Annotated in this window: 24 protein-coding genes; 10 read left to right on the top strand and 14 right to left on the bottom strand. The window is 53.6% G+C overall.

Annotated features, from left to right (window positions below; translation table 11 throughout):
- Nucleotides 1-65 precede the first annotated feature (65 nt).
- A complete protein-coding gene (locus KO116_RS00380; protein ID WP_035556239.1) occupies nucleotides 66-293 on the bottom strand; it encodes a hypothetical protein in 228 nt (75 codons plus the stop codon).
- Between the two features lie 2 nt (nucleotides 294-295).
- On the bottom strand, nucleotides 296-661 hold the full coding sequence (locus KO116_RS00385) for a helix-turn-helix domain-containing protein (RefSeq protein WP_082072522.1): 366 nt from the start codon (nucleotides 659-661) through the stop codon (nucleotides 296-298).
- A 218-nt stretch (nucleotides 662-879) separates the two neighbouring features.
- Here KO116_RS00385 and KO116_RS00390 point away from each other — a divergent pair, with 218 nt between their 5' ends.
- Both KO116_RS00390 and KO116_RS00395 read left to right on the top strand, forming a co-directional pair.
- A complete protein-coding gene (locus KO116_RS00390; RefSeq protein WP_035556238.1) occupies nucleotides 880-1,578 on the top strand; it encodes a hypothetical protein in 699 nt (232 codons plus the stop codon).
- 1 nt (nucleotide 1,579) lies between these two features.
- Nucleotides 1,580-2,791 (top strand): helix-turn-helix domain-containing protein, encoded by a 1,212-nt coding sequence (locus KO116_RS00395; protein WP_045812023.1) that lies wholly within the window; start codon nucleotides 1,580-1,582, stop codon nucleotides 2,789-2,791.
- A gap of 97 nt (nucleotides 2,792-2,888) precedes the next feature.
- On the opposite strand, the gene KO116_RS00400 is transcribed toward KO116_RS00395, so the two are convergent.
- The 9 genes from KO116_RS00400 to KO116_RS00440 all read right to left on the bottom strand — a co-directional run bounded on the left by KO116_RS00400 (nucleotide 2,889) and on the right by KO116_RS00440 (nucleotide 14,158).
- Nucleotides 2,889-3,380 carry a DUF4411 family protein gene (locus KO116_RS00400; protein ID WP_035556235.1) on the bottom strand — a complete coding sequence of 164 codons (492 nt, stop codon included), beginning with the start codon at nucleotides 3,378-3,380 and terminating at the stop codon, nucleotides 2,889-2,891.
- Complete coding sequence (locus KO116_RS00405) at nucleotides 3,377-4,516, bottom strand: ImmA/IrrE family metallo-endopeptidase (protein ID WP_035556233.1); 1,140 nt, start codon at nucleotides 4,514-4,516, stop codon at nucleotides 3,377-3,379. Before KO116_RS00405 ends, KO116_RS00400 begins: the two co-directional genes overlap by 4 nt.
- Nucleotides 4,517-4,588: 72 nt before the next feature.
- A complete protein-coding gene (locus KO116_RS00410; protein WP_035556231.1) occupies nucleotides 4,589-5,077 on the bottom strand; it encodes a hypothetical protein in 489 nt (162 codons plus the stop codon).
- Nucleotides 5,070-5,603 (bottom strand): type II toxin-antitoxin system MqsA family antitoxin, encoded by a 534-nt coding sequence (locus tag KO116_RS00415; protein ID WP_035556230.1) that lies wholly within the window; start codon nucleotides 5,601-5,603, stop codon nucleotides 5,070-5,072. Before KO116_RS00415 ends, KO116_RS00410 begins: the two co-directional genes overlap by 8 nt.
- A 14-nt stretch (nucleotides 5,604-5,617) precedes the next feature.
- Entirely contained in the window at nucleotides 5,618-6,061 is a 444-nt protein-coding gene (locus tag KO116_RS00420) for a hypothetical protein (protein ID WP_200897119.1), read from the bottom strand.
- A gap of 88 nt (nucleotides 6,062-6,149) precedes the next feature.
- The gene (locus KO116_RS00425) at nucleotides 6,150-7,637 is read right to left on the bottom strand and encodes a restriction endonuclease subunit S (protein WP_035556226.1); all 1,488 of its coding nucleotides are present in this window, start codon (nucleotides 7,635-7,637) and stop codon (nucleotides 6,150-6,152) included.
- Entirely contained in the window at nucleotides 7,634-9,265 is a 1,632-nt protein-coding gene (locus tag KO116_RS00430) for a class I SAM-dependent DNA methyltransferase (RefSeq protein WP_035556223.1), read from the bottom strand. Before KO116_RS00430 ends, KO116_RS00425 begins: the two co-directional genes overlap by 4 nt.
- A gap of 166 nt (nucleotides 9,266-9,431) precedes the next feature.
- Nucleotides 9,432-12,965 carry a type I restriction-modification system endonuclease gene (gene hsdR / locus KO116_RS00435; RefSeq protein ID WP_035556222.1) on the bottom strand — a complete coding sequence of 1,178 codons (3,534 nt, stop codon included), beginning with the start codon at nucleotides 12,963-12,965 and terminating at the stop codon, nucleotides 9,432-9,434.
- Nucleotides 12,966-13,111: 146 nt separating this feature from the next.
- Entirely contained in the window at nucleotides 13,112-14,158 is a 1,047-nt protein-coding gene (locus KO116_RS00440; RefSeq protein WP_035556220.1) for a PDDEXK nuclease domain-containing protein, read from the bottom strand.
- 88 nt (nucleotides 14,159-14,246) lie between these two features.
- Here KO116_RS00440 and KO116_RS00445 point away from each other — a divergent pair, with 88 nt between their 5' ends.
- The 3 genes from KO116_RS00445 (at nucleotide 14,247) to KO116_RS00455 (ending at nucleotide 16,912) form a co-directional block, all read left to right on the top strand.
- Complete coding sequence (locus KO116_RS00445) at nucleotides 14,247-14,822, top strand: histidine phosphatase family protein (protein WP_035556218.1); 576 nt, start codon at nucleotides 14,247-14,249, stop codon at nucleotides 14,820-14,822.
- A 61-nt stretch (nucleotides 14,823-14,883) separates the two neighbouring features.
- Nucleotides 14,884-15,924: a zinc-dependent alcohol dehydrogenase family protein gene (locus tag KO116_RS00450; protein ID WP_035556215.1), complete on the top strand. Its 1,041-nt coding sequence runs from the start codon at nucleotides 14,884-14,886 to the stop codon at nucleotides 15,922-15,924.
- 112 nt (nucleotides 15,925-16,036) lie between these two features.
- Entirely contained in the window at nucleotides 16,037-16,912 is an 876-nt protein-coding gene (locus KO116_RS00455; protein WP_035556213.1) for a pirin family protein, read from the top strand.
- An 8-nt stretch (nucleotides 16,913-16,920) separates the two neighbouring features.
- Here the strand turns inward: KO116_RS00455 and KO116_RS00460 are convergent, their stop codons facing one another.
- Both KO116_RS00460 and KO116_RS00465 read right to left on the bottom strand, forming a co-directional pair.
- Nucleotides 16,921-17,793 (bottom strand): urea carboxylase-associated family protein, encoded by an 873-nt coding sequence (locus tag KO116_RS00460; protein ID WP_035556211.1) that lies wholly within the window; start codon nucleotides 17,791-17,793, stop codon nucleotides 16,921-16,923.
- A 48-nt stretch (nucleotides 17,794-17,841) separates the two neighbouring features.
- A complete protein-coding gene (locus tag KO116_RS00465; RefSeq protein WP_035556210.1) occupies nucleotides 17,842-18,453 on the bottom strand; it encodes a DNA-3-methyladenine glycosylase family protein in 612 nt (203 codons plus the stop codon).
- Nucleotides 18,454-18,646: 193 nt separating this feature from the next.
- Between KO116_RS00465 and KO116_RS00470 the strand changes: the two genes are divergently transcribed.
- Entirely contained in the window at nucleotides 18,647-19,858 is a 1,212-nt protein-coding gene (locus tag KO116_RS00470) for an MFS transporter (protein WP_035556208.1), read from the top strand.
- 111 nt (nucleotides 19,859-19,969) lie between these two features.
- Nucleotides 19,970-20,221 (top strand): hypothetical protein, encoded by a 252-nt coding sequence (locus KO116_RS00475; protein ID WP_035556206.1) that lies wholly within the window; start codon nucleotides 19,970-19,972, stop codon nucleotides 20,219-20,221.
- Nucleotides 20,222-20,236: 15 nt separating this feature from the next.
- Here the strand turns inward: KO116_RS00475 and KO116_RS00480 are convergent, their stop codons facing one another.
- Nucleotides 20,237-20,932: an extensin-like domain-containing protein gene (locus tag KO116_RS00480; RefSeq protein WP_035556203.1), complete on the bottom strand. Its 696-nt coding sequence runs from the start codon at nucleotides 20,930-20,932 to the stop codon at nucleotides 20,237-20,239.
- 149 nt (nucleotides 20,933-21,081) lie between these two features.
- On the opposite strand from KO116_RS00480, the gene gmk reads away from it, so the two are divergent.
- The 3 genes from gmk to KO116_RS00495 all read left to right on the top strand — a co-directional run bounded on the left by gmk (nucleotide 21,082) and on the right by KO116_RS00495 (nucleotide 24,254).
- Entirely contained in the window at nucleotides 21,082-21,714 is a 633-nt protein-coding gene (gene gmk / locus KO116_RS00485; RefSeq protein WP_035556201.1) for a guanylate kinase, read from the top strand.
- Nucleotides 21,715-21,833: 119 nt separating this feature from the next.
- The gene (rpoZ, locus tag KO116_RS00490; protein WP_007112267.1) at nucleotides 21,834-22,091 is read left to right on the top strand and encodes a DNA-directed RNA polymerase subunit omega; all 258 of its coding nucleotides are present in this window, start codon (nucleotides 21,834-21,836) and stop codon (nucleotides 22,089-22,091) included.
- Nucleotides 22,092-22,121: 30 nt separating this feature from the next.
- Complete coding sequence (locus KO116_RS00495) at nucleotides 22,122-24,254, top strand: RelA/SpoT family protein (RefSeq protein WP_035556199.1); 2,133 nt, start codon at nucleotides 22,122-22,124, stop codon at nucleotides 24,252-24,254.
- The last annotated feature ends 94 nt before the right edge of the window (nucleotides 24,255-24,348 follow it).

The following is a 24,348-nucleotide window of genomic DNA, read 5'->3' on the forward strand; positions in this document are numbered from 1 at the left end:
AAGTCCGTGAGGTCTTTAGAGCACTGTGGCCCTGGATTGATAGAATTCCCACAGCGAGATTGGTGTCAATCAAGGAACACCCGGAAGTTGCGCGCGTCATTATTGAACTGATCCCCCGAAAACAGCTGCAACTTAGGGTCAATCTGCACCGCAAGCGGAGAGTCGAGCCATGTCTTTGCGTAGGCGAAGCGGTAGACTTCGCTGCCCCGAACAAGGTCGACTTCTAGCCTCCCAACTAGCTCAGGTGGCTTCGTAGCAAGCCAATCAGCATAGACCCATATCGATTTACTCATGATCAACGCCTGCCTTCGGTGGTAGGGCGATAAACCACAGAGCTAGCGTGTTTCGACTTAATAGTGGCCTTATTAGACGTTTTTAGCAGCTCGATATCTTGCAGCTTGCGCCCAAACTCATCGTCTAATGCTACGTTCGCTAAATCGTTAGCAAGGCCAAGCGACGATAACACCACCAGGTAATGGCCCATTGAGACGCTAGGCTCGCCACGCAGAATATTGCGCAGCGTCGGCATAGAGAGCCCCGTGCGCTCTGATAGCTGGGTTTGGGTTATTTTACGGCGCTTCATGGCAAGCAAGATGTTCTCGCCCAGCGTTTTTAACACCTTGAGATCCTTAGGGAACACAACCGCTGAACGAGATGGCATAGAGCTATACCTTCATTAATACGTAAATTTTGAAATTATAGTTTCAAATTTTTTGGGTGTCACGGTTATTTATGGCGCAATGGTGCAACGAACATTGTTGTAACTGACAATGTTTTTTTGGTTATGGCTCTACCCAATGCTTATGGTTACATGGATAACAGGAAAATATGGGTCTATAATCCGCTTTACCGGATCGCTTTCCTGCCCAGGAGTCGCTCGTGAATCAAGCAGAACTGAACAAAGAAGAGTTGTGCCGCTTTATTTGCCAGGAATTACCTAGTCACCGTTTACAGCAAATGCTCGAAAGCATAGAGGCGGCTTTTCAGAAAAGCGATAGTCACCTCAAAGAGACTTATAAGCATGTACCGCTGGCTGGGCCAGGGCCCCAGTCACATCATTTCACCGTGCAGGAAGCATTGCTGAGCCTGCCAAAAGATGAAAAATTCGAAGCGAGTAACCAAGCGACTAAGCCTGCGGGCGGCTATTACGCACTTATTCGTGCCCCTACCATGCAAATCACTACTAGCGTTATTACGATGGGTAGGACACCCCCTATTCGAGATGCTAAATTCCGGCGCGATCTTAGTAGGGAAAATGAAAGGCTGGAGAAACAACATCCTGATCTTTTTAAGGCATCCGGCTCACCTTTAGGGCCTAGCCAAGAGGCTCTTCATGCGTTATTGCTGCCGCATACAACAAAGTGGTCAGAAAGTGATCACAGTAGTCCAATCGGCGTGACGATAGCAGTTCCCTACAGTGATCCTCGGGCAGGGTTTCATTTGTATATGGATGTAGGTCAATTGTGGCAGTACTACAGCGAAGCAGGCGATGAGGTAGAAGATATTGCCTATCCGACCCTGCGTGATAGGATGCGTCGCGCAGAGAACCGAGATCAAATCGAAGGTGGAAACGAGTGACATGAGAACAGGGGTTGATGGCTTTCAAGGCCAGCGGTTGAACCAACTGCGCATGGCCCAAAATCTGACCCTCGCGGAACTGGGAGAGCAGCTAGGCCGCTCTTCCAGTACGGTTTCGGCCTGGGAAAAAGGCACCCAGCTACCTGAAGTCGAGTCATTTGATCGTCTTTGCCATGTGTTTCAAGTCTCTCGCATGTGGTTTTTGAAGCCTGTTCCTCCTGTCGTTCAGGAAAGCCAGCGACCTTACTTTTTCCGCTCTCAAGCCTCTGTTCATAAGCAGGCGCGTGAACGATCACAGCTGTATTTGGCGTGGCTCCAAGAGATTTCTGACTTCTTTCAAGATGCGATGGATTGGCCAGAAGTCAATGTGCCGATGCTGGACGCGGACGATTGCCGATTGATCAGCGATGAAGAAATAGAAGACATCGCCAGAGAGTGCCGTGAGGCTTGGAAGTTAGGTTCTGCCCCTATCCCAAATGTGATCCAAATAATGGAAAATGCGGGGATTATTTGCACTCGCGCCACCCTGGGGCACGTCAAAATGGACGGTGTTTCCCATGTCTCCGTTTTAGATGGCCGACCCTATGTGCTTATCGCTGAAGACAAAGCGAATGCAATTCGTAGCCGCTTTGATGCCGCGCATGAACTTGGGCATGTAGTGCTGCACGCCAAAATACCGGCTGCGCAATACGCTAAAAAAGAGCTGTATGACCTGTTAGAAGGGCAAGCGCATCGCTTTGCCAGTGCTTTTTTAATGCCGCCCGAGAGCTTTGCGCAAGAGGTCGTATGGCCGACGCTGGATAACCTGCTTTCGCTCAAGTCGCGCTGGAAAGTCTCGGTGGCGTCGATGATTGTGCGCTGCCGTGATTTATCGCTGCTGAGAGAACAATTAGAGCTAAGGCTGTGGAAAGGGCGTTCGGCGCGTAAATGGACGAAAGGCGAGCCAGGTGATGATGCCCTGGCTTTCGAGCAGCCCAAGCTGATGATGCGTGGCGCGCACCTTCTGTTAGATAACGGCATCTTTGAGCGAACTGAACTGGTTCACCAGATTGGTTTACCGCCAGCAACGATAGAGATGCTATGTAATTTACGCCCAGGTTACCTAAGTGTTCAGTCTGATGCTGGGGATAACGTGGTGCCTCTCAAGCTTAAGCATAATACCGGGAGGGCTGGCCGGTCGAAGCAAGCGGATGTGTTGCCGTTTCAAAAATAGAGTGATTGCTTATACTTGGCGGCTCAAACTCGACGCTATAGGGCTCTCAAATATACGGCGGTAAGCTTGCCCTTTTAAACCGCTCTTGTACTGCTAATCATTGACCAAGAACAAACCGAGCTTCTAATTCCCGCAGAAACCGGAAAGTGTTGAGGCAGGGGACTTCGAATTGCTGACAGATATTAGGGACTTTAACTTTTCGCGTATTAACGGCAGCGACAGCTTCATGCGTTACCACACTGGCACCGATAGCTTTTGCTTTGGCAATAATCCATGGATCGGCTTTTGCCAGGAAGTTATCGCGATTGCCGGGGTTATAGTCGCCTTCCATAACGAACTGCACGATATCAGCAAACAGTGTTTGTGTAAGCTCATCATCATTACTGATGAAGTGACCTGGCCGCTCGCGAACCCAGATAGCCAGTTCATCGTTACCTTCTTTTAGCTCTCGGCCAATCATGTCGACACTGGCAATGGTACCTAGCGCAAACTGCCTATCCAGCCAGTCCCAGTAAGCGGGGCAAATATCCATTCCGTAGTACTGGTTTTTTGCTTCGATATAGGTATTTGCGTCCAGTAAATATCTCAAATGCCCAGCTCCTTAGCGAAGCGCTCTATTTTATTCGGTTTGACTCCACCCAGCAGGTCGCTCGCTTCGCGTAACATCAACTGACCACTCAGTGCTTCACTGACCACCGCTCTAGAAAAAGATTGGCTGATTTGGGATTTCTTAGTCTGGTAGTAGGTTGGCCCGCCACTGCTCTCATTTGCTTTGTGTTGTGCCTGCTGTTCAGCAATATAATGGCCGTATTGCGCTTGAGAGATAAAATTGAGCGTCAGCGCACGGCGTGCCAATGCCCAAGTGCTGACGTGAAAGTGGGCTTCCAACGCAGGTAAGTTATCTTGCCAGTGCGCTAAATCGTGTTGCCAAAGAGAGCTGAATTCTAGTTCTGGTACTAAAAACTCTGCCGCGACGGCATTACAAAGCACTTCTTGTTGGCGGTGCGTATTAGCGTTTCCATCGGAAATGCCAGATTGCCCAATCCAAATATGACAAAGCTCATGGATCAGAGTAAATAAGCGCGCACCTAGCGCATCGCCATGATTGACGAAAATGATAGGCGCATAGTCATCTACAATGGCAAACCCGCGAAATTCTTCAACGCGCAAAGGGCGTGTGTAGTGGCCCATATCGCCTTGACGCATTACCAGGATGCCTAGTGCTTCGATTCGCTGGGTTAAATCGCGGTAATAGTCATCCCATTTGCCACGCTTTGGATGATCGCCAACGCCTAACTGAACGCGCATATCGGCGACGAGGTCAGCGACAGAGTGATTGGCAGAAAAGCGGCCAACATTTGGATTGGGCTCGGTAAAGTGCTGCTTTAAATAGTCCCGGTACCACTCCTGGCGTTGAAGCATCAGTTTGATCAGATCTAAAAGCTCAGCACTCGGGCGAGTGACACTTTGGCCTTCCAGCGTTCTAAGATCAGGAATGGGCAGCACTTCTTCGGGTGGCTCTGTGAGAAACAGGTAGCCAAAAGGAACATAGGCCTTTTCGGCAAACTGCATCGCCTGGCGGAAAGTAAGGGACTGTTCACCCGCTTCCCAGGCCAGCAGTTTTGCTTCATTCACCCCGCACTTATGTGCAAATTCAGGCACCTGAATGCCGGAGCGCTCGCGCGCCCAGGTCAGCATCTGGGTGTTGATATTTGCCTTGGTCATACGGGGGCTTTCCTAGTAACGATTTGCGTAGATCAAGTGAGTCTAGCAGCACCGTGCACAGCACCCAATATGTTATAGGCCTATAGGATCGGGTTGCTTGCTAAACTGAACGGTGGGTAAAACCACTCGCGGTAAGCGCAAGCGTTCGCATTGTGAGCTCAAGAATTCGCGCCAATAGGGCCAAACGTGATAACTGGCGTTTTTAAGCGCGTACTCATCTATTGCTTCTTGCTCTATTGAGTCGGTTACTAGGTACTCTGCAATAAACTGCCCTTCTATAAGCGCTTTAATATCAGGCTCTTCATCCTCTTCTTGTTGTGAAACCCAACGAGCCCCAAGGCGAATATGGATGCGTACCAGTTGGCCGTCGCCATCTACTTGTATCACTTCGCTTTTAAGCACAATGTGCATTTGCTGCACCGACAGCACTTCTAAACTATCGGCTGACTTGGGATCAAAATCGTCTTCGCACTCAGCTTGCGCGGACTTGAGATAAACGTCGTTGATGACCAAGCTATCAATCGCTTGTTGCAGCTTTTTGCTGACTTTAGCTTTAGCCATAACAGACCTCACGCCCGATCTCATGAGACTGGATCACCTTAGTATTTACCTTGCGTGGGAGTGAGCGTAGCCCGACGATAGAGGTCGTTTTCCAAAGGCGAGTTTCTCTGGTTGTCACTCCCGCATCGGCTTTCAGCTTCTCCAGCGCAGCTGGTACCTGATCGGCGACGCGTAACAGCTTATCCATTGCATCAGACTGCATGACATCATCTGATTCGTACTTAGAAAACGCCACAGGGCCGCCACCAAAGATGCGGGCAGCGTCTTGCTGGCTTAACTGCCAACGGTTACGCAATGCGAGCACTTCTGCGCCAGTGAGTAACCCCTGCGCTTGTTTCTTGAAAGCAGTCATTGCGCGCTTATTATCACGTGCTTCCTTTGTTCCTGCCTGCTCGCTACCACAGCCATCACAAGCCAAAAAGTGGCTTTCAATGCGGCCATGTTCGCCCATGTGCTCAACGTCTATCCATTCGCTACGGGCATGAAGCTGCCCAGATTCGCAGATCGGACAAATGTGATTAGCCATGACACTCCTCGGTACTAGGTATGGCAAGAAACCAGCAGCAGTAGCTTGCCCGTTTTGCCAATCGCAAATTTTACATAATATTCTATGTGCATTTCTTTGTGTGCATGCTCTATCCACTCGATTCGCTGCAAGCGGTAGCTATCGCATGCAGCCCATGGGCCTGTTGGCTTCTGCACACACCATTCAGACTTTAAATACCGACCACCGGTAAGCGCTTGTTTTAGCAATGCGCGGACGTCTGATATGTCATAAGCAAGCTGTTGAACATCTGCTATGCACTTGCGCGTCCATAGCACAGTCTGCTTGTCACCTGCATCCAGCAGCGCCAGTACGTCAGTTACGGCGTACAGCGGCCCGCCTTCAATATGAATTCGTTTGCTACCGGCTTCGCTAGGCGGTTGCCCTGAATAGGCGCTAACGTTGGTTGTATTGTTTACCATAATGGTAACTTTTTCCAATCAATTTGATGTATCCACCGCTTAAAAGTTCATGTTTCGCTTTCTTGCCTAACCTTTGTTGCGCCGAATTGCCAATGTCTTCAGCTGCTTATGCACTATGTTTGCGGCGTTTTGCTGGCGCTTTAGCCACCCGCTCTGCCTTGATCCTTTCTAGCAGCGCCTCGGCGCTGTTCTCGCCGCTAATCAGCTCGGGGTTATCCTTGCGCCACTGCTCGGTGAGTTCGCCGCGAAACGCTTTGGCGAGGATCGATTGGGTGAGGTTGTTTACTCGCGCTCGCGCTTGATTGACCTGTTGCTCGATACGGTCGGCGTAAACGAAGAGTTGATCCACGCGGCGGACGATTTCGGTTTGTTCTTTGAGTGGTGGAACCGGAACTGCGTAGTCACGACATATTTCCAAGGTTAAATTAAATTGGCCAGCGGTGGCCTTTGCCTTTGCCTTAGTTTTCTCAAGCAATTCAGTATCTCTCAAGCAGAGAGCTAAATAGTTTGGTATTACACCGCAAACAGGCCTAAAAATGCTTATAGCTTGGTTTAGATTCCATTCAGGAAAAGTATCTGGGACTACTGATACTTTTCCTAGTGGTGGGCCAACGATATTCATCAAAACATCGCCTGGATATGCCTTTGATCGCTTGAGAACGGTTTCATGTATGTGTTGTGGAATGTATGTTGGTTCGATAGAGAAATTGAGTATTCCATCAAATGTTAGATTATAGACTTTGATAAAAGGAACATTACCATCGCTGGACATGTCTGTTTTTTTGGGTGTGGTGCCTTTAGTAATAAGGTCGCAGAGCTCCTCTGCTCTAAACCACTCCCATGTTTCAGGAAGTTGGTATGCGATATTATTTTTTTTGAAACGGATAGGTTCCAAATATTTTTTTGTCTTAGCGATTAAATAGTTGCGATGACTTTGTTTGATGTCCGTTATAGAAACGCGCTCAAAAGCCTCTGCTTCCCGCCACTCCTCCGTCAACCTCCCACTCACCGCTGCCGCCAGCACAGATTGGCGGAAGCGTTTGAGGATTTGTGGGATACGTTCAAGGCGAGCTTTGGTGTTTTCCACTTGGGACAGTAGGGTGTCGAGTTTATCGGCGATGACTTTTTGTTCTGCTGTAGGGGGGAGCGTAACCGAAAAAGTTGCCACTTTTTTTGGTTGTGCCCTAGTCAGAGAGCCGCCGACTCCAGTTACGTCGGCGCAGAGTTTTGAACGGAATTGGTTGGATTGGAAAAAGCGTAAAAAGAACCTGGGTTCAATCAGCGGTTGACGAACTACGATCCACTCTGAAGAAGCGATTTGCCGATAGCCGTCCTTTTCACCTACTTCCCATACACGATTAATGCGTGGGTTAATTTTACATATTAATACATCATGGGGCGCAACTGCTTGTTTGCTTGAGCCAATCTCACTGCCACTTACCGTTTCTGGCTTTCCTGTTGGGAAAGTCGGTACGCTCCATAGTTCGAAAGTTTCATCTGGTGAATCTTTCGGCTGGGAGTTTTGAGATTGATATTGGTTCATCTCGCCTAGTGGAATTTCAACCCAAGATTTAGGGAAAGAGGCCTGACTCATCTCTTCACCTCACCCATCATTTCCTTCAAAAGCACACTTTGCCCATCGGCTTCCTCCTCAGCGCCGAGTTCCCGCATCAGGCTATCCAGTTCACCCATCGCTTGCACCAGTTCGCTCATAGCTTCACCCGCCAATACGCTGGGTTCCGGCAGGTTGGCGGCATCCACGCTGTCGCTGTCTTTTAGCCAGCTGATATCTAGCGAGTCGCCTTTGTGCTCGGCAATCCACGTGCGGCTAAAGCAGCGCCAGCGGCTGTGAATCATGCGCTCATCAACGCCCTGGTTTTCGTCAGTGGCTTTGGTGGCTTCCGGCAGTTCGATCTTATCGGAGTGGAAGCTCCATTCGCCTTCCTGGCGTTCACTCTGGCCGTTAGAGTTATCGCCAAAAACCGCCTCGAATGGCTGTAAATGCTGCTCGCCAAAAGGCGTGCGTTTGCCAAAGCTGGGCATATTGGTGCGCAGGTCATACACCCAGACGTTCTCGGTGCAACCCTCTTCCTGATACTTGTCTGCCGCGCTGCCCTTGGTAAAGAACAGCACATTGGTTTTCACGCCCTGAGCGTAAAAAATACCGGTGGGCAAACGCAAAATGGTGTGCAGGTTGCACTTATCCATCAGGTCGCGGCGTACATCAGTGCCCACACCGGCTTCAAACAGCACGTTATCCGGCAGTACCACAGCGGCGCGGCCACCGGGTTTTAGGTTGCGGTAAATATGCTGCAGAAACGCCAGTTGCTTGTTGCTGGTCTTAAACGTTAGGTCGTCGCGGGTAATGCTGGCGTCACCCCCTTTGCTGGTACCGAAGGGCGGGTTGGCTAGTATCACGTCGGCTTTGGCGAGGCTTGCGCCCGCTTGGCCTAGGGCGTTGCCTAGGTGCACCACGCCTTCGTCGTCGCCTTCCATACCGTGTAGCAGGCAGTTCATCAGCGCTAGGCGGCGGGTGCCGGGCACCAGCTCAATACCGACAAAGGCTTTGTTTTGCTGAAACCGCTGCTGTTGAGCGTCCAAGTCGGCGAGGTCGTCGGTGTGCTCTTTAATGTATTGGTCGGCAGCGGTTAAAAAGCCTGCGGTGCCCGCCGCTGGGTCTTGAATAAGCTCGCCGGGCTGGGGCTTTAGGCAGTGCACCATGCTGTTGATCAGCGCGCGGGGCGTGAAGTACTGGCCTGCGCCGGATTTGGTTTCGCTGGCGTTTTTCTCCAGCAGGCCTTCGTATAAATCGCCCAGGCCATCTTGTTGGGCGCTAAACCAGTCGATCTGATCAAGGGTTTTGATCATTTGCTCTAAGTGGCGAGGCTCCCGCAGGCGGGTTTGCGCATCGGCGTACACGGCACTGATTAGCGGGTCGGTATGAATCAAGCGCCCTGTACCATCGCGGCCACTGGAGAGGCTGAGCAGAATGCGCTTGTAGTCGTCCAGCAGGTTAATACCGGATTTATTGTTAAGGTCGGTCCAGCGGCAGCCTTCCGGCAGCGGGTGTTTTTTCAGAGTGCCCGCTTCGGTATTCTCATGCACCATCTTGATAAACAGCAGTAGCACCAGTTCGGTGACGTAATCGGAGTAGTTGATGCCGTCATCGCGCAATACGTCACACAGATTCCAGAGTTTTTGAACGATGTCGTTGTGGGTCATGAGGTTCCTAGGGCGATAAAAAGCGATTGAAGCGCTGACATGGTTAGAAAAGACCGAAATCTTTGCACGTTACTGAGCACATGTTAAGAAAAGCCGGTTTTCTATATATGTGGCGGCTCATCATAAAAGCGCTATGACGAAAAAATACTCAAACTATATAGCGCGGTCACGCACTTTTGGGCGGCCACATGGCCTCATTCAGCTCTTCCAACACGCTGTCCAACTGCTCGCCCAGCACTTTATCCAGCTGCTTCGCGCCGCCTTGGAAGGCGGGGAGTTGGTTGACGGTGTCCCGGTCGAGAATCACTTCTTTGGTGAGCTGCTTGGCCAGCTTTCCTAGCCACTTACGTTGGTTGGGCGTCCAGTCGTGCTGGGTGTAGAGACGATCCATGGCATCGGCCACGCGCTGTTCAAACGGTTTTAACGGCTCGCCGAGGGCTGCGCGGCGAATGTGGCCGATGATGCTGGCGGCAATATCCTGGTTGGTGTGGTTGCGTACGGCGCTTTGCAGGTTAGCTTCCGAGTAGCCGTGGTTATCCAGCAGCACTTTGACGTCTTTCAACTGCTGACGGGTTAGATCACGAGGTTGGTTAACCACCACGGCCAGGGCGGCAGATTGGTTGATCTGCTCTTTGATAAACGCATTGAAGCTATCCAGGTAATCTTCCGGGCGTTTATGAACGCCGTAGCTCTGGCTGCGCTCGCGAATCTCATCATCGTGGTCGGAAATCACCGGCATACGTTCGCTGCCCACCAGGTGCTTCACCTCGGCTAGCTGATGTAGCAAGCCGCTGTGCTGGCGAAGAAACACGGATGCCTCCCTTGGCCCCAGCTTATGTAAATGCTCATGGAGCTTATTCGGCTCCACGCCCCATAGGTTGTGCAGGTCATTGAGCTTTTGTTTAAGCGCAGGTTTATTTTCTGCTTTGGTCTCGGCTTTGCGTAGTACACGCATTACTTTTTGACTGAGCTGGCTTAACACGACATCAGCTTGGCTTTCGCCCTGCTGTTCGCCGGGGCTATTTAGCGCATTTTCCAGCTGGTGCTCATCGGTCAATTCATCTACCAACTGCTCAAGGCTGATATTGGGGTCTCTCACCAGCGGCTTCATGGTGTTGACCTCCGCCAGGGCGGCGTAGATATCCACCGGGTCGTAGATGGTGAACACCGTTTTGCCAATCTCGTCACAGCGGCGGGTGGCACGGCCAATCATCTGTTCAAAAAGAATCCGCGAACGCACCTGGCGCATAAACACTAGATGGCAAATTTTGGGCACGTCGATACCGGTAGTTAGCAGGTCGACGGTAATCGCAATATTGGGGTAACGCTCGTTTTTATAGCGGCGGATCAGTTGGTCGACCTTGTCGCTTTTGCCGGTGATTTTAGCCACCGCTGCTTGATTGTAGCTACCGTTGTAAAGCGCTTTAAAGGCGTCATCCAGCAGCCGTTTGACCATGTCAGCGTGAAGGTCGGTGGCGCAGAAAATCAGCGTTTTTTCATCGCCAAACGGGTCTAGCTCTTCGGCTAGCTGCTCGCAGATTACGCGGTTGAAGTTTTCGTTGATGACCTGGCGATTGAAGGCATCGACGTCAAAGCGCAGCTCGTCCTCAAGTTCAGTGGTATCGACTTCGCCGGTTTGGGTGTTAATTACCTCGATGGGCTTACCTTTCTCAAACAGGATGCCCTCTTGGGTCAGCAGGGTTTCATAGCGGATGGGTGGCTCGTGGTCGATCAACCAGTCGTCCGCCACCGCTTCCCGGTAGGAGTAGGTGTACACCGGTTTGCCGAAAATCTCGCTGGTGTGCTTGGCCGGGGTAGCGGTGAGTGCAATTTTGATCGCATCGAAGTAATCAAGCACCCGGCGATAGCTGGAGAGGTACTGGCTAGCATCGCGGGTGGCTAGCTCGCCTTCGGTCATTTCCTGGTCTAGCGTGTAGCCACGGTGGGCTTCGTCGATGATGATGCAGTCGAATTGATCAATCGGCGGTGGCTGGTCGCTTATAAAAATGCGCTTCACCATGGCCTGCACGGTGGCGACCTGAACGCGGGTTTCCGCTTCTGCCGCCATATCGCCCAGTTCTGCCACGTTGTAGATTTTGCTTAGGGTTTGGTTCTGCTCCAGCGGCGCTTCGTTGAAGGCATCAATCGCTTGGTCGCCAAGGGCGGTGCGGTCGACTAGAAACAGAATGCGGTGAAAACGCTCGGTTTTTAAAAACCGGTACATCAGGCCGATAATGGTGCGAGTTTTACCAGTACCGGTGGCCATGGCTAGCAGCGCATAGCGGGTGCCGTGGGCCAATGCATGTTCAGTCGCCAGAATCGCCTTTTGCTGGTACTCCCTGAGCCGCAGGTAACCGAAAGGCTCTTGTTTGAGTAGCTTGTCAGCGTTTTCCCTATCGCGTTCCAGCAGGTTTAGCAGGCCGCCGGGGGTATGAAAGCGAGGTAAGGCGCGTCGAGTGTTGCTGGGTTCCCTTGTATCTCGAAACCAAGTGCCCGACTGCTCAGCAAGCTGTGGCAGATAGGGACGGCCGTTGCAGGAGTACACAAAGGGTACTTTAAAGTGGCCCTCTTCATCCGCGGGCCATGCAACAGTTCGCCCGGCAAGCTCCCAGGCGCCGACCAGCGGTGGCTCAACGTTTAGGCCTTTGCTGTAACGCTCGGATTGGTCAATCTTGCCCGCCACATTGGTGTTCTCTTTTTTGGCTTCGACCACGGCAATCGGCGTTAAGCCGCAAAACAGCACATAGTCTGCTCGTTCCTTTTGGCCATTGGTTTGATGCGCTGGCTGAGTGGGCCATTCAGCAATAGCGCGGTAGGTACCTTTCTCGGGGCGAGCGCCTTTTTGATAGGTAATCTCTTGGCTGTCGGCTTCCCATCCCGCTTCATTGAGCTGCTGGTCAATCAGTATGCGTGTTAACTCTTCACTCAGTATTAGAGTGTTGCTGGCGGCTTGGGTTTTGCTGGCTACCTGTTGGCGCTGCTGATTAACGCTGCTTTCGCCCTGGGCGGTGATTTGTGTTTGCAGGGCGCGGATTTTGGCTTCGTAAGCCTGTTGTTGCTGGTCTAGTGCGTGTTCGTGGCTTTGTGCCTGTTTTGCCAGGGCGCGTGACTCTTCGTCCATGGCCAAGGCCAGTGCCTCGTATTCCCGCTTTTCTTGCTCGACCAGTTGGTTAAGCTGCTGGCTACTGTCCAGTGCCTTGTTGGCGTGTTGAAGCTCGTGGCGGAGCTTTTCAATATTGGCCTGAAGCTGGCGCGACTGCGCGCTGGGGTCAGCGGGGGGTACAAAGGGGCCAGGCTTGAAGGCAGTGCCTGCCTTGCCAAACGAACGTTGGAACCAGATGGCCAGTTCGCGGGCAAGCTTCAGGCCATCCATTGCTTCTTTGTGGCGGGTGCGAAACTGGTGGGTGGCTTTGTTGCCCTCGATACGCAGAGTGTGGAATAGCTCTTTTACTTGAGGTTCGAGGCGCAGCTCGCGATTTAAACGGTAGAGTAAGTCGGCTTGGCTGGTTTGGTCATCAAAATCTACCCCGGACATCGCTGCCATATGCTGGGCGAGCGCTTCCCCCAATTGGCGTAGCTTGATCAAGGTGGTGTTGGGGTCGCCAGAAAAGGCGCGTTCGGCGGAGGCCGTTAGTTCGACAAATAGCGCGTCATGCTCTGCTAAAAAGCCAAAGTTGCTGGGTGGATAGGATGTTGTCATTAGATTTACTCTCCACGTTTTGCAAATTGGCTTTGTTGCGAACGCTTCATCAAACCCCATACTAATGAAATAGGGTGTGCTTAGCTAAGTCTACTTTTGAAGGTTGGCGACAGTGGTGTTCGGTTTACGTTTTCTAATGCTAACGATCACTCATTGCCCAGTTCCCTCTGCTGAAGCTGTTCCACTGCTTGAGCCCGCTCACGCTCTAGCTCGCGCTTGAGTTCATCCTCTGAGGGCAAATAAGGCAGATACTTCGCCGCAAACAGCTGCTTTTGTTCGGCCAGTACCGAGTACTTCACTACGGCCTCGCTTTTTTCACTGCACAGAACCAAGCCGATGGTGGGGTTATCGTCGCTGCCTTTGCGCTGTTCATCGTATAAGCGCACGTAGGTATCCATCTGACCGATATCCTGATGCCTGAGCTTGCCGAGTTTTAGATCCACCAGCAAAAAGCACTTCAGTTTGAAGTTGTAGAACACCAAGTCGATGTAGAAATCTTCATCGTCAAAGCGAATACGCTGCTGGCGCTCAACGAAGGCAAAGCCTTTGCCCAGTTCTAGCAGAAACTGCTGCAGGTTGCTGATAATGGCCTGTTCTAACTGGCTTTCCTGGTAGGTTTTATCTTGCAGGTTAAGGAAGTCCAAAATGTAAGGATCGCGCAGGTAGTCTTTGGCGCTTTCCGCCAACGGCTGGGTGTTTTGTTGAGCTTCGGCTTCTACCAGGGATTTGTCTTGGCTGGCCAGCAGGCGCTCGTAATAAAGGGTGCTTATCTGGCGTTCTAGAGCTCTGGCGCTCCAGCTTTGGTTGATCGCTTCTTGCAAATACCAGTCGCGGGCTTGGGCGTTTTCCACCCGCAGCAAAGTGCGGTAGTGAGTCCAGCTCAATTCGGTACGCACTGCGTTCCGTTTTGGAAAGCTTTGATAAAACTGGCGCATATTGCGTAGGTTGCGGACATCGAAGCCTTTGCCTAGTCGCTCGGTAAGCTGTTGTGAGAGCTGCTGTAGTTGTTGCTTACCATACTCGGCACGGCTATTGCCTTGCTGTTCGTGCTCGACAATTAAACGGCCTATTTCCCAGTAACTTTGTACCATGGCCGTATTCACGGCTTGGCGAACCTGCCCGCGTGCCTGCTCTATCTGTTGGGTAATCGCGCTAACAAGGCTGCTAAAGGCGATTGGGTTCTGCTCCGTCATCGGCTTAACCCCTGGTGTCATAGAGTAGTAATGGCAGTTGGTTTAGGCCTAACGATAGCAAATTTTGCCGATTTAAGGACGCCTCCTCATGCCCACCCTACGCCACATCACCTTAACCCTACTGCTCGCTGTGTTGAGCATCCTACCCATCAGCACCCAGGCTAACGAAACAACCTGGCAAGCACTGCAAGAAGGCAGCTTGGTAATTCTAATGCGCCACTCCCTAGCCCCAGGCATTGGCGACCCGCCGGGCTTTGAACGTGGCCACTGCGAGACTCAGCGCAATCTTTCTGCGGCTGGCCGCTCTCAGGCGCAAGCCGCTGGCCGTGCATTGCGTGAGCGGGATATCCCCATTGCGGCAGTGTATTCATCGCGCTGGTGCCGGGCGCTAGATACCGCTGAGTTAATGGCCGTGGGGCCTGTAGAGCCTACACCCTGGTTAGACTCCTTCTTTCGCGGGCGCGGTGATCAAGCGCAAATCACCCAAACCGCCCAAGAGCAGATTACCGCATGGCAGGGGCCGGGCAATTTGCTGCTAGTCACCCACCAGGTAAATATCACGGCATTGGTAGGTAGCGGTGTGGGCCCGGGAGAAATGATTGTGGTGCGCCCAGCGGGTGATGAGATGCAGATCGTGGGGCGGTTAAGCGTTAGTGGCCAATAATTTGCTTCTTATCCGCATAAGACTTTATAAAGTAAAAAGCGATATAGTTTAGGAATCCTTTATGAAAGCCGTTGTTTTTGAGCAATTTTCCGCTCCTCCCCGCATCCAGCAATTACCTGACCCTACGCCTGAGGCGCATGGGGTCGTTGTGAAGGTGATGGCAAACGGGGTTTGCCGAAGCGACTGGCATGGCTGGGTGGGGCATGATACCGATATCCAGCTTCCCCATGTCCCGGGACATGAGCTTTCGGGCGTGGTCGAAGTCGTGGGTAAAGACGTAAAAAAATGGCGTATTGGCGACCGCGTCACGGTTCCATTTGTGGGTGGGTGCGGCACTTGCCCTGAGTGCCACTCCGGCAACCATCAGGTGTGCGATAGCCAGTTTCAGCCCGGTTTTACCCACTGGGGCTCTTTTGCTGAGTACGTGAGTATTCACTACGCCGATGTGAATTTGGTCGCGCTGCCAGAAACACTGGATTTTGCGACGGCGGCGAGCTTGGGCTGCCGTTTTGTCACTTCATTTCGGGCAGTGGTTGATCAGGGTAAAACATCGGCAGGGCAGTGGGTGGCGGTTCACGGCTGTGGCGGTGTTGGGCTTTCTGCTGTGATGATTGCCAATGCGATTGGCGCCAACGTTGTCGCTATCGATATTTCAGAAGAGGCGCTTAATCTGGCCCGTCAATTGGGCGCTACTGCCACCGTGAATGCCGCTAAGGTGCCCAATGTGGTGGAAGCGGTGGCGGAGATAACCCGAGGAGGCGCTCATGTATCGCTGGATGCGCTGGGCCACCCAACGACCTGCTTTAACTCCATCAGTAACCTACGTAAACGTGGCAAGCATGTTCAGGTCGGGTTGATGTTGGCCGAGAACAGCACGCCCGCCATTCCCATGAGCAAGGTGATCGCCAATGAGCTTGAGATACTGGGCAGTCATGGCATGCAGGCGCATCGCTATGACGCCATGCTGGCGATGATAGAGTCAGGAAAGCTGGCGCCTGAAAAGCTTATCGGCAAACGCATCAATCTTGAGCAGTCCATTGATGCGCTGATGAACATGGATAAGTTCGAAGGGGCGGGTGTAACGGTGGTGACCGAGTTTTGAGGAAACCGCTGAGGCGTCTCATAACAATTTCCTTCAATGAAACGGGGCAAATTATTCGCTCCTCATATGCTGGTTGAGGTTTTACGCTGGGCGTATTGATAAGGAGTCAGCTATGCCATTAGATACTAACCAAACAGCACGCCGCGTGATCGCCCAGCACCCGGCCAAGCGCGATGATATCGGTGATTTAGTCACCCGGCGGCCATTGCCGGGACCGCAGCTTGAGCAGCTCGATCCGTTTCTTTTTCTAAACCATCACGGCCTGCAGACCTATCCGGCCAATAACCGTGGCCTGCCGTTTGGCCCGCACCCGCATCGCGGGTTTGAAACAGTCACTTTTATTTTAGAGGGCTCGCTGGCCCACGCGGATAGCGCCAAGCATCAAAGCGTAATCAACGCGGGCGGCGTGCAGTGGATGACCGCGGGTAGCGGCATTGTGCATGCGGAAATTTCACCGCCGGAGTTTCTGCGCGAGGGCGGCCCGCTGGAAATTCTGCAGCTATGGGTTAACCTGCCGTCGCGCTTGAAAATGAGTGAACCGCGCTATGTGGGGCTGCAGCAGGAATCAATCCCCGCTATTGCGCTGCCGGGTGGCGGTGAGCTGAACCTGATCGCCGGTGAGTGGCAGGGTAGCGTTGGCCCTATCGACTCGCTGACGGGGGTATTTATGTCGACGCTACGGTTGCCTGCCGGTAGCCAGGAACAGTTGCCCGTGGCGCTAGGGCGGCAGGTGTTTCTCTACGTGGTGAATGGGGAGGTTGAGGTGGGCGGTGAGCCAGTTCAGGCCCACCATTTAATTGAAGTCGATCGCGATGGCACCAGCCTCGAAATCGAAGCCAGCAGCGACGCACGCTTGCTGTTTGGCCACGGCGAGGTGATCGAGGAGCCCGTCTACTCCCATGGCCCGTTCGTGATGACTACCCGCGAAGAGATTGTCCAAGCGGTCGAGGACTATCAGAACGGCAAATTTGGCGGGCTCGACGCATGATATGAGCGTCAGCAGCATCGACTGCGTTTGGCGTTCCAATCCTCTTCGGGCGGGCGCAAGCCATGGTTGCCGCGATAGTTAGGTGATGTCGGCGGCGACCAGCCCTCTAGCAGTGCGTCATCAAGCGCGTAGATTTCGATGCCGATAGGGTGGCAAGTGGCCAACAGGTCGTCATCGGTGGCGTCGCTGCCCCATAGATCAACCGATAGATCGCCGCCTGGGCAGCAGGAGAGGGCACAAAGTAAGTCAATCTCGGCAAATAGCTCCAGGTAGTCGCCTTCTTTTGCTGGGCAAGCCTTCATGAAGTACTGATCCTGTTCATTAAGGCCGGTGCATTGGAAGACGTTGAGCACATCGTGGACATCAAATTCGGTGAGTCCGAAGGGCGCCACGGCTCGGGTTAAGTTGGAGTGACAGTGGAAGTCGAAATCCTCACCGGTCAGCAAGTGATTCACATAGGGATCACAGCGCGTACCTAATAAATCGTGAACACGACCGCCATCCTCGTCGACACCGTAGTTCTCCAAGGTATCGGCGGTGATGGTCGCCATTGGCCGAAGATAGGGCAGTGAAGACCATAGCCGGTCGTGAACGCTGACATGCGCGCGCTGAAGCTGGCGCGTGCGTGATGCCCAGAAGCGTTCTCGTGGGTTGTGCAAAGACCACAGATTGAAATCTCCCACCTGAGGGCCTTGACGCGTACACAGGCGCATCACGTGACCGGCGGGTACTTTCCAGGCGCGGGCGTCGCGAATTGGCACCTCTAGCGTTTCTATCAGCCTCCGCTGATCGGTTGCTTTGGCAATCCGGTTGTAAAAAGCCGGGTCAACGAATAGAGGCGAGCCTGGTTTGGCGCGGTAGGCTGGAGCTCGGTTGGCCATTGTTAGTGACTCCTTGTAGATAACGGTAGGGATCAGGTGAGCCACTCACTACAACGGCTCGCCGCGATAGTAATGCCACAAAAACAGCGAACCCACGCTGCGCCAGGGTGCCCAGTGCTCCACCATTTGGCGGGCCTGTTTAGGCGTGGGTTTGTCGTCCATGCCTTTTAAGCGCCCTAATGCCACTCTCAGAGCAAGATCATCAGCGGGGAAGATATCCGGGCGTTTCAGCGAGAACATTAGGTAGATCTCCGCGCTCCAACGGCCAAAGCCGCGTAGCTCGGTAATCGCAGCAATCGCTTCATCATCACTTAGATGCGCTAACCCGTCGGCGCTAAAAGTGCCTGCTAACTCCGCTTCCGCCAGCCCCTTGGCATACTCGATCTTACGCCAGGAGAGCCCCGCATCGCGCAGTGCTTGGCCCTCCACGTCCATTACTGCCTTGGCGTGCAGCTCGGGCAGCAGCGTATTAACACGTCCCATGATGGCGCGGGCTGCTTCAGTGGATAGCTGTTGGCTGACGATAGTACTGAAAAACGTTGCAAAGCCTTGGTCGCGCTGGCGTGGGCCAGGAGGCCCGACCAATGGGTAGGCGCGGGCAATATCTGGGTCGGCCTGAGCTAACGCTTGCATGGCTTGTTCAATGGTGTCGGGCGTCATCATTGCCTCACGCGTCTAGTAAAAGCTTCACACTAGCAAAGCGAGCGTAGAAGGGGGAACCTTGGCGGCTATCTACTCGATTATCTTCTTCGCCCGCTAACTTTTTGAACGCAGTATGTTTCTACTTTCGTCTAATCCTGCGATCATTTGCGCCATCGTGATACCAACTGTGCGGTATCCCAAGGAGATAAGCATGCAGGACTCGACAGCATCGTCGTCTCAAGGGCTGGCGCGCAACCCGCGCTTGGCCGAATTTGTGTTGGCGCTAGGTGGCTTTGGGATTGGCACCAGCGAGTTCGTTATTATGGGGTTGATGAACCGCGTAGCGGGTGATTTAGAGGTTACCGTGCCTCAAGTGGGGTATGCCATCAGCAGCTATGCGCTGGGCGTGGTGGTCGGCGCGCCGCTGATTTCTGCGCTGGCCGCGCGGGTGCCGAGGCGGCCACTGTTGATTATTCTGATGCTGGTATTTGCGGTGGGCAATATTGCCAGCGCCATGGCACCAGGGTTCTGGTCATTCGTGGGGCTGCGTTTTCTGGCTGGCCTACCGCATGGGGCCTATTTTGGCATCGCGGCGCTGGTGGCCGCGGGAGCGGTGCCAGTAGACCAACGAGCACGGGCGATTTCCCGGGTAATGATGGGCTTAACCGTGGCGATTTTGATTGGTGCGCCGCTGGGTACTTGGGCGGGTAACCTGTTGGGTTGGCAGATCGCCTTTGCGGGTGTCGGCGGCATTGCGCTGCTCACCGCCCTGTTGATTCGGCTTTATGTGCCGGTGCAGCCCGTTGATACCCTAGCCAGCCCGGTGCGTGAACTGTCTGCGCTGCTTAAACAGCGGGTGTTGGTGACGCTGGCGCTTGCCTGCATCGGCTGCGGCGGCATGTTCGCCATTTTTAGCTATGTGATGCCGACGTTAACCCAGCAGGCGGGGATGAGCGAAGCGCTGGGGCCGTTGGTGCTGGTCATTTTTGGCCTGGGCTCCATTGCCGGCAACTTAATCGGCGGTCGCATGGCGGATAAAAACCTGATGCGTGCCATCCCGACTATTCTGCTCTGGTGTGGCGTGATCCAGGGGCTGTTTTACTTTGCGGCGAATAACGTTTGGACGGGGCTACTGTTTGTTGGTCTGGTGGGTACCAGCATGGCGCTGGCGCCTTCGCTACAAACCCGCTTAATGGATGTGGCAGAGGATGCCCAAACCATGGCGGCCTCCTTGAACCATGCGGCCTTTAACGGTGCTAATGCCTTAGGGGCGTGGCTTGCAGGCCTGGCGATCAGCGCTGGCTTTAGCTGGTCGAGCACGGGCTTGGTCGGCGCGGGATTGGCGCTCTGTGGCTTGGTGATTTTTGCCGCTGGGCGCTGGTTGGAAAAGCGCACCTACGGCGCCGTGGCTCAGCGAGCCTAGCGCTGCATCGCTATTGATCAGTTGCCTAGTTATCGAACAGTGATAATTAACATGGCTAAAAAATCGAATTCTCTCTACTGTGTAAGGGTAGTAACCCATAAGGAGATGACCATGCACGTTCAGGTATTGAATTCGACACGTATATTGACCCTCGGCGCGGTGGTGGCGTTAACCATTGGCTTGGCGGGCTGCGGTACCTCCACTGGCGAGCGCGCTACTAGCGGCGCGGGTGTCGGGGCTGCCATTGGCGCGGGTGCCGCAGCCGTCACCGGTGGTAGCGTCGTTCAAGGCGCCGTTATCGGCGGTGGCGTGGGTGCTGCCACCGGTGCCGCCACGGATGCAGATGACATCAATCTCGAATAAGTAATGGTTGATCTCTTAGCGACACAGCCTAAATCCGCGCATGCCCATATGAAAGTGATCCGCATGCGCGGCGTTGTAATCGGGCCCCAATACATTACCGAAGGTATGGCAGGCGCCATCCCGCGCAGCGCGTAAAAACTCACCTACCTCGCCTTCATCATCCCAGTCATTGAGCAGCGTAATACGCTGGCCGTTGTCAAACTGAAATCCCACTACATCCAGCGCTTCGGCGGTGGCGTGTTCGCTGCGTCTGCCGGTTTCGCGGCCGTAAACGTTACGGCAGGCAAAGCTTCCCACATGGTTAACCTGGCTCACCCGGCTGCCTATAATCTCCTCGGCGGCAGGCTGTAACGCGTGGCGTTCATACATGACCCACGCCAGCGCCATCGGGCAGGACGCCACGAAGCTCCGATTAAACGTCACATCGCTTGACTGCATGCGCACGACGTTGGAAAGCGGGCAGCTTGCCGTGGGGGTGTAATCGGCCAGCGGTGTATAGTGCAGCTCGCCCTCGGGAGCGGTTTTCAGCGCCGCTAAACAGCCGGTACGGTCATCGGCCAAGCGGCTTAGCTTCAGTTGAGTGACCGGCGTAATGGGGTCGTCAATATGCAGCGGTGCCCAAGGCGCCCAGTGGCGGGGAATCTCAATAATGCCTTTTTGCAGGGCTACGCCCAGCGCAATCAGGCCTAAAATAAATAACGTACTGCGCATGCTTACCTCCCTGTATGTCACTACCAACGCTACAGTCGCAGCGATGGGTGTGCGATACTGCGCAGCCTTGCTGCTCTGCTGCAGTCACTTTACTAGCGTTTACTACGTTTTCCGCTGCTTATTTTCGCTAACTGAAGGGAAAGTACTTCATGTCCCAAGGTACGCTGTTTATCGTTTCTGCCCCGTCGGGTGCTGGCAAAACTAGCTTGGTGCGTGAGCTAATCGAAAGCCTGGATGGGATTCAAGTGTCGGTGTCGCACACTACGCGTGCCAAGCGCGAGGGTGAGGTGGATGGCGTGAATTACCATTTCACCAATGTGGCCGAGTTTGAAGCGATGATCGCGCGCGGCGAGTTCTTTGAGTATGCCAACGTCTTTGATAATTACTACGGTACTTCGCGGAAGGCGGTCGAGGTATTACTGGCAGCTGGGCAGGACGTTATTCTGGAGATCGATTGGCAGGGCGCCCAGCAAGTGCGTGAGCAAATGCCTGATGCGGTGTCGATTTTTATACTTCCCCCTTCACGCGAAGAGTTAGAGCGGCGCCTTGCTAGCCGCGGCACCGATGAGCATGCCGTGATTGCCCGGCGTATGCGCGATGCAATAAGCGAAATGTCCCATTACCATGAATATGATTACTTAGTAGTGAATGATGACTTCACGACGGCGCTGCAAGAGTTACAATCATTAGTCATCAGCCGACGTTTAAGCCGTCCGGTAATGTGTGAGCGCCATGCGCCACTGTTAGCTGCGCTCTTGTCACAGACGCCTGCGGTCGAGTAATCTAACAGGTTCTACTACTTTCTATTGCGTTGCACTATTTTTGGTCGCACCATTTTTTCACTGGGTCGGCGCCGTTCTCTACGGTGTCGGCCCGGTTCCGTCATAACAGGAAGGCTCCCATGGCTCGCGTAACCGTTGAAGATTGTCTTGAAAATGTTGAAAACCGTTTCAAGCTGGTGATGATTTCCACCCAGCGCGCTCGCCAGCTGGCGCGTGGCTCCCGCGATGCGCTGCTGCCATGGGAAAATGACAAGCCCACGGTCATGGCGCTGCGTGAAATTGCCGCAGGCCTGGTTGATCACACAGTACTGGACGAACCCGTTGAAGCGGCTGTGCGTCCGCGCCCAGCTATGGCGCCTACTCATATCGACGACTAACGTTACAACGAACCGATAGAGGCGCGGTAGATGTTCACCATTGATGACCTGGCCGATCGACTCGGCGGCTATTTACCCTCGGATGAAATCCAGCAGGTCAAACGTGCCTTTTATTATGCTGAACAGGCCCACGATGGCCAGCGGCGGCGTTCCGGCGAGCCTTACGTTACCCACCCGCTTGCGGTAGCGAATATTCTTGCCAATATGCACATGGATCATCAAAGCCTGATGGCCGCCATGCTGCATGACGTTATCGAAGATACCGGCGTTTCCAAAAAGGCCTTGGAGGCTCAGTTTGGCAAACCGGTAGCAGAACTGGTCGATGGGGTATCCAAACTTACCCAAATCACCTTTGAAGACAAAGCCGTCGCCCAGGCGGAAAATTTCCAGAAGATGGTGCTGGCGATGTCGCGGGATATCCGCGTCATCATCGTGAAGCTGGCCGACCGGCTGCACAATATGCGTACCCTGGGCGCCCTACGCCCGGATAAGAAGCGCCGCATTGCCCGTGAAACGCTGGAAATTTATGCCCGCATTGCCGGGCGGCTGGGCATCAACACTATTCGTGTTGAGCTTGAGGATCTCTCTTTTCAAGCGATTCACCCGATGCGCGCCGAACGCATCAAGCGTGCGGTGGCCAAAGCGCGCGGGCATCGGCGCAGCGCGATGCGTGAAATCCAGTCCTCGCTGCAAAAAAGCCTGGATGAAGATGGCCTGAACGGCACAGTGATTGGGCGGCAAAAACATCTACTGTCGATCTACAAGAAGATGCGCGACCAGCGTAAGCCCTTCGCCGAAATTATGGATGTGTTTGGATTTCGCATCATTACCGAAGATGTGGCCAGCTGTTACCGAATTTTAGGTGTGGTGCATAACCTCTATAAGCCGGTACCGGGGCGCTTTAAAGACTATATTGCGATTCCCAAGGCCAACGGCTACCAGAGCCTGCATACCACCCTGTTTGGCTCCCGCGGTATGCCCATTGAGGTGCAGATACGCACCCGTGAAATGGAAGCCATGGCCAATAACGGCATCGCCGCTCACTGGCTTTACAAGGCGGGTCAGACCTCGCATCCGATTGCCGAAGGCAGCCATGCCCGCGCCCGTGCCTGGGTGAAGGGGCTGCTGGAAATGCAGCGCCACGCAGGCGACTCACTTGAGTTTATCGAACACGTTAAAAACGATCTTTTCCCCGACGATATCTACGTGTTTACCCCCAAAGGCGACATCATGGAGCTGCCACAAGGCGCGACCGTGATTGACTTCGCCTATACCGTACACACGGATATCGGTAATAACTGTATTGCTTGCCGGATTGACCGCCATTTGGCACCGCTCTCGACGCGCTTAGAGAGCGGCCAGACGTTGGAAATTATCACTGCCCCTGGTGCGCGCCCGAATCTTGCCTGGCTTAACTTTGTGACCACCGCCAAGGCGCGCTCGGCGATTCGCCATGCGCTGAAATACCAGCAGCAGACCGAAGCCGTTATGCTGGGTCGGCGCTTGCTCAATAAAGCCCTGGCGCCGTTCGATACCAGCCTGGAAGAGCTGGATGAAAGCGCCATTAAACGCGCCTTTAAAGAGTTGGACGTCACTTCTGAAGAGTCTCTGTTGGAATCGTTGGGGTTAGGCAATCGCATGACTCACGTGGTAGCACGCCGCCTAGTGGATACCGCCCACGGTGATGATACTTATGAGCATCCCGCGGGTATTGAAGGCAGCAAAGCCGTCGTGATCAGCGGTAGTGAAGGCATGGTGACCAACTTTGCGCGCTGCTGCCACCCGCTCCCGGGCGACCCAGTGGTGGGCCACCTTTCTACCGGCAAAGGCTTGGTCGTTCACCGCGCCGAATGTAAAAACGTTGCGGATAAAAACGATCCCGATAAGCTCTTCGCGCTGGAATGGTCGGATACGATTGATGAGGACTTCCCGGTCGCACTGCGTATTGAAATTGAGAGCCGCCGCGGGTTAGTCGCAGAACTGGCCGGACTGGTCACCGATGCCGATGCCAATATCGAGCGTATCGGCATTGAAGAGCGTGATGCCAGGCTTTCCACCGTCAATTTGACACTGTCGGTAAAAGGACGCGTGCATCTGGCAAGCATTATTAAACGCATCCGAAATCTACCCAACGTTAGCAAAATTACCCGACTCGCCAACTAATATGTCTATAACGGCATGCTGATGGTATATCGGTAGTGTTCACTATTGGCTGAGTCGGTAGGGCCTAATTCGAACTACTTATTACCCACTGAAG

The organism is Halomonas sp. KO116 (assembly GCF_000734975.2).
Classification (GTDB): domain Bacteria; phylum Pseudomonadota; class Gammaproteobacteria; order Pseudomonadales; family Halomonadaceae; genus Vreelandella; species Vreelandella glaciei.